Annotated in this window: 4 protein-coding genes; all 4 read right to left on the bottom strand. The window is 68.5% G+C overall.

Translation table 11 applies throughout. The annotated features are described in order from the left end of the window. Nucleotides 1-209: 209 nt before the first annotated feature. Complete coding sequence (locus tag HNO83_RS20055; RefSeq protein WP_175339304.1) at nt 210-1,481, bottom strand: MFS transporter; 1,272 nt, start codon at nt 1,479-1,481, stop codon at nt 210-212. 130 nt (nt 1,482-1,611) lie between these two features. Next, nucleotides 1,612-2,583, bottom strand: a complete 972-nt coding sequence (locus HNO83_RS20050; RefSeq protein ID WP_175339303.1) for a carbohydrate ABC transporter permease — start codon at nt 2,581-2,583, stop codon at nt 1,612-1,614. Further along, nucleotides 2,583-3,551, bottom strand: a complete 969-nt coding sequence (locus HNO83_RS20045) for a carbohydrate ABC transporter permease (protein WP_175339302.1) — start codon at nt 3,549-3,551, stop codon at nt 2,583-2,585. Before HNO83_RS20045 ends, HNO83_RS20050 begins: the two co-directional genes overlap by 1 nt. A 269-nt stretch (nt 3,552-3,820) precedes the next feature. Continuing rightward, nucleotides 3,821-4,019 (bottom strand): hypothetical protein (locus tag HNO83_RS20175; protein ID WP_217499286.1); only part of this gene is annotated, 199 nt, incomplete at its 5' end.

The following is a 4,019-nucleotide window of genomic DNA, read 5'->3' as shown; positions in this document are numbered from 1 at the left end:
CGCCCACCCGCCGCCCGCGCCTCCACCCCTCGCCTCAGGCCCTCCCGTCTCCCGCTGAGGTGCTCGTAGTTGCGCGCGACACGCCGCGCGCAAGCGCACCTGCGAGCACCTCAGCGGAAAGACCGCGCGGCCGGGCCGGCGAGGTGCTCTTAGTTGCGCGGGACACACCGCGCGCGACCGCATCTACGAGCACCTCACGGACCTTGGGGTTACGCGGGCGGGAAGACACGCGCGGGGGCAGGCGCGGAGGCCGGGAGGTCGGAGACGTCGCGCGCGCCGCGCAGCGCGCGCCACAGCACCACGGGGCATGCCAGCAGCAGGGCGCCGGCGGTCAGGAGTGTCCAGCGTGCGCCGATCGTGTCCCCGAGCACCCCGCCGACGATCGCGCCGACGGGGAACAGCCCCATGACGACCACCTGCATCGTGGCGTTCACGCGGCCGAGGACGCGGTCCGGGCAGAGCTGCTGCCGCACGCTCACCTGCGTGATCGCGTACACGATCTGACCGAGCTCGCCCGCGGCGATCCCGGCGACGATCAGCAGCGTCCACCACCCCGGCTGGGCGAACGCCCCCAGCACCGACAGTGGGGCTGTCACGGCGAGCGACAGCCACACGATCCGCACCTCCCCGACCGCGCGGGACAGGCGGGTCGTGAACGCTGCGCCCACCATCACGGTCACCGAGCCCGCGGCGATCACCACGCCGATGAGGGCGGGTGACAGGCCGAGCGTGCGGGACAGGAACACCATGTTCACCGCGGACGCCATCGCGAACGAGAAGTTGCTCAGGGCGCTCGCCACCGCGGTCGCCCGCAGCACGCGCGAGCGGAACACGACGCCGAGCCCCTCGGCGATCTCCGCCCGCATCCGCCGCCGTGCGGACGGAGCCGCAGGGGCGTCCTCGCGGGCCCGGATACCGAGCAGGCACAGCGCAGAGACGGCGAACGTCCCCGCCTGCACCAGCACCACGGACGCCGCACCGATCAGGGACACCAGCGCGCCGCCGAGCGCAGGACCGGCCACCTGGCCGGACGCCCGGACGAACTCGAGCGACGAGTTCCCGGCCAGCACCCGGCCGCGGCCGATCACCGACGGCAGGTAGCTGCGGTAGCCGACGTCGAAGAACACCCGCGCGACGCCGGCCAGCAGCGACACGACGAGCAGCTGCGCCATGATCAGCATCCCGAACACCGCGGCGAGCGGGATGCTGAGCAGCAGAAGCGCGCGCACCAGGTCGCTGGCGACGAGCAGCGGCCGCCTCCGCACCCGGTCGACCCAGGCCCCGGCGGGCAGGCCGATCAGGGCGAACGCGAGAGTGGATGCCGCACCCAGCAGCCCCACCTCGAACGCCGAGGCGTGGAGGCTCACGACGGCGAGCAGGGGAAGGGCGACGCCGGAGACCTGGGCGCCCAGCTGGCTGGTGGTCTGCCCCACGAGGAGCAGGCGGAAATCGCGCGAGGCGAAGAGGGAAGGGGATGTCACGACGTGGCCTTTCGAGTCCGGAACAGGTGGTCCTCCCACCCGCCGGCTCGATGCGAAATCGTCGCTAGGGGGGTTAGACGCTACCGGCCGCGGCGGACGATGTCCACCGCGGCCGGCATCCGGTCCCGGGTCAGCCCTTGCGGCCCTGGGTTGCGACGCCCTCGATGAAGTACCGCTGACCGAAGGCGAACAGCAGCAGCATCGGCAGCGTCACGATCAGCGCGGCGACCATGACGTACTGGTAGTCGCCGTGTCCGCCGTTCGTCGGGCTGAACGTCGTCATCGCGTACGAGATGCCGAGCGGGACAGTGAAGCCCTCGACGCCTCCCGCGTTCAGGTAGATCAGCGCCGCCTGCAGGTTGTTCCAGCTGGCCTGGAACTCGAACAGGAAGATGATGATGAAGGACGGGATGCTGAGCGGCATGGCGATCCGGGTGAACAGCTTCCAATAGCTGGCGCCGTCGAGGCGGGCCGCCTCGAACAGCTCACGCGGGAGACCCATGAAGAACTGCCGCTGCAGGAAGATGTAGAACGCCGACCCGAACAGGTTCATACCGAACAGGGGGAGCCAGGTGCCGATCAGGCCCAGGTTCTTCCAGATCAGGTACTGCGGGACCATCGTGACCGCACCCGGCAGCATCATGGTCGCCAGCACCAGGCCGAACAGCAGGGTGCGGCCGGGGAACTTGAAGTACGCGAACCCGAACGCCACGATCGAGCTCGAGATGGCGACCAGCCCCGCGGCGAGGATGGCGATGATGACGCTGTTGCCGATCCAGCTGAGCAGCGGGAGCTGGTTCCACACCTCCACGTAGTTCTGCGGGGTGAAGGTCTTCGGCCACAGGGAGTTGTCGAAGACCTCCTGCCGCGGCTTCAGGCTCGCCGCGAGCAACCACGCGAACGGGTAGAGGAACAGCAGGCCGAACCCGATGGCCAGGATCCAGAGGACGATCTTGCCGATGACGGTCTTCGGCTTGTACCAGCGGCTACCGGTGGGCTTCCTGTCCCGCCGATCGCGCGGCGTGCCGGTACCGGCCTGAGCTTTCTCGAGCTCGGAGGCGAGCGCGGCCGCGGCCGGTGCGGACTGGGTCGCGGAGGACATCACTTGTCTCCTTCGTAGTAGACGAGGCGGTTGCTGACCTTCACCTGGATGAGCGTGATCAGCAGGATGATCACGAACAGGAGCCAGGCCATGGCGGCGGCGAAGCCGAAGTTGAACTGGCGGAACGCCTGCTGGAACAGGTACACCCCGTAGAACAGCGACGAGTCGGGGGACGCGTTGGTCTGGTCCCGCCAGAACAGCAGGTAGGCCTGGTCGAACACTTGCAGGGCGGCGATGGTCAGCACGACGACGTTGAAGAAGATCGCCGGCGAGATCATCGGGACGGTGATGGTGAAGAACTTGCGGACGGCGCCTGCGCCATCCAGCGACGCCACCTCGTAGAGGTCACGCGGGACGTTCTTGAGCGCGGCGAGGAAGATCACCATCGTGCCGCTGACGCCCCACAGGGTCATGAGGACGATGGACGGCTTCACCCAGTTGGGGTCGATCAGCCACTGCGGGCCCTCGATGCCGAAGATCGCCAGGAAGCGGTTGATGGCTCCGGTGTTGCCGTTCAGCAGCAGCAGGAAGATGGATGCGGTCGCGACCGCCGGGGTCATCTTCGGCAGGTAGTAAATGGTGCGGAACACTCCGGCGCCGCGGCCCACCCAGTTGAGCAGGAGCGCGAGGAGCAGCGCGAAGATGATCTCGAGCGGCACCGCCATCACGGCGTAGAAGAGCGTGTTCCCGAGCGACAGCGCGACCTTCGGATCGTTGAACAGCTCGGCGTAGTTGTCGAACCCGGCGGGGCTCGCGCTGTTCGTCGCGAGGTTGTAGTTGCTGAACGAGATGAACAGGCTGTACAGCATCGCGCCGAGCGTGAACACCAGGAAGCCGATGATCCACGGGCTGATGAAGAGGTAGCCCGCGATCGCCTCCCGCCGGTTGTACTTGGTGCCGCGCTTCTTCGCGGGCTTGCGGTCACCCGTTCGGGTTGTGTTGCGCGACGCGTCAGTGAGGACGGCCATCACCGGCCTCCTCTGGAGCGTCATCGAGCTCGGTGATCCTCATCGCCACCCTTTCGATCCGTCCCCCGCCTGTGGTCGGCGCGGTGTGTGGCATCGTTACCACATAGCAGCGACTATAAGTCCTCCCGAGTGCGCCATGCAACCGCGCCCAGGTCATTCGCGGGCGGGATGCCGGTGGGAACCGGTGGAGAACCCGTCCGAAGCCATGGGGCGGTGCCGACGGGGGAACTGCCTTGTGCCGCGCACGGTACACCCGAGCGCCCCCGTCGTCACGGGCCGCGCTCCTCCGCCTGCGGTTCCGCCTCTGCCGCCTCTGCCGCCTCTGCCGCCTCCTCCGCCTGCTCCGCCGCCGCCTTTCGTCGGGCATTCGAACGCGAGCACTCCGAATCTCCGACGGAAGGCGGCCAGGCAGGAGATTCGAACGTTCGACTGCTCACTTCGCCAGCCTCCGCCGCATCCGCCGCCGCC

This window comes from Leifsonia sp. C5G2 (assembly GCF_013359685.1).
Taxonomy (GTDB): Bacteria; Actinomycetota; Actinomycetes; order Actinomycetales; family Microbacteriaceae; genus Leifsonia.
This window is presented reverse-complemented; position numbering and strand designations above follow the sequence as displayed.

Coding starts and splice junctions, on each gene's coding strand:
- HNO83_RS20050 (WP_175339303.1), bottom strand. CDS start 2,583: ATGTCCTCCGCGACCCAGTCCGCACCGGCCGCGGCCGCGCTCGCCTCC.
- HNO83_RS20045 (WP_175339302.1), bottom strand. CDS start 3,551: ATGGCCGTCCTCACTGACGCGTCGCGCAACACAACCCGAACGGGTGAC.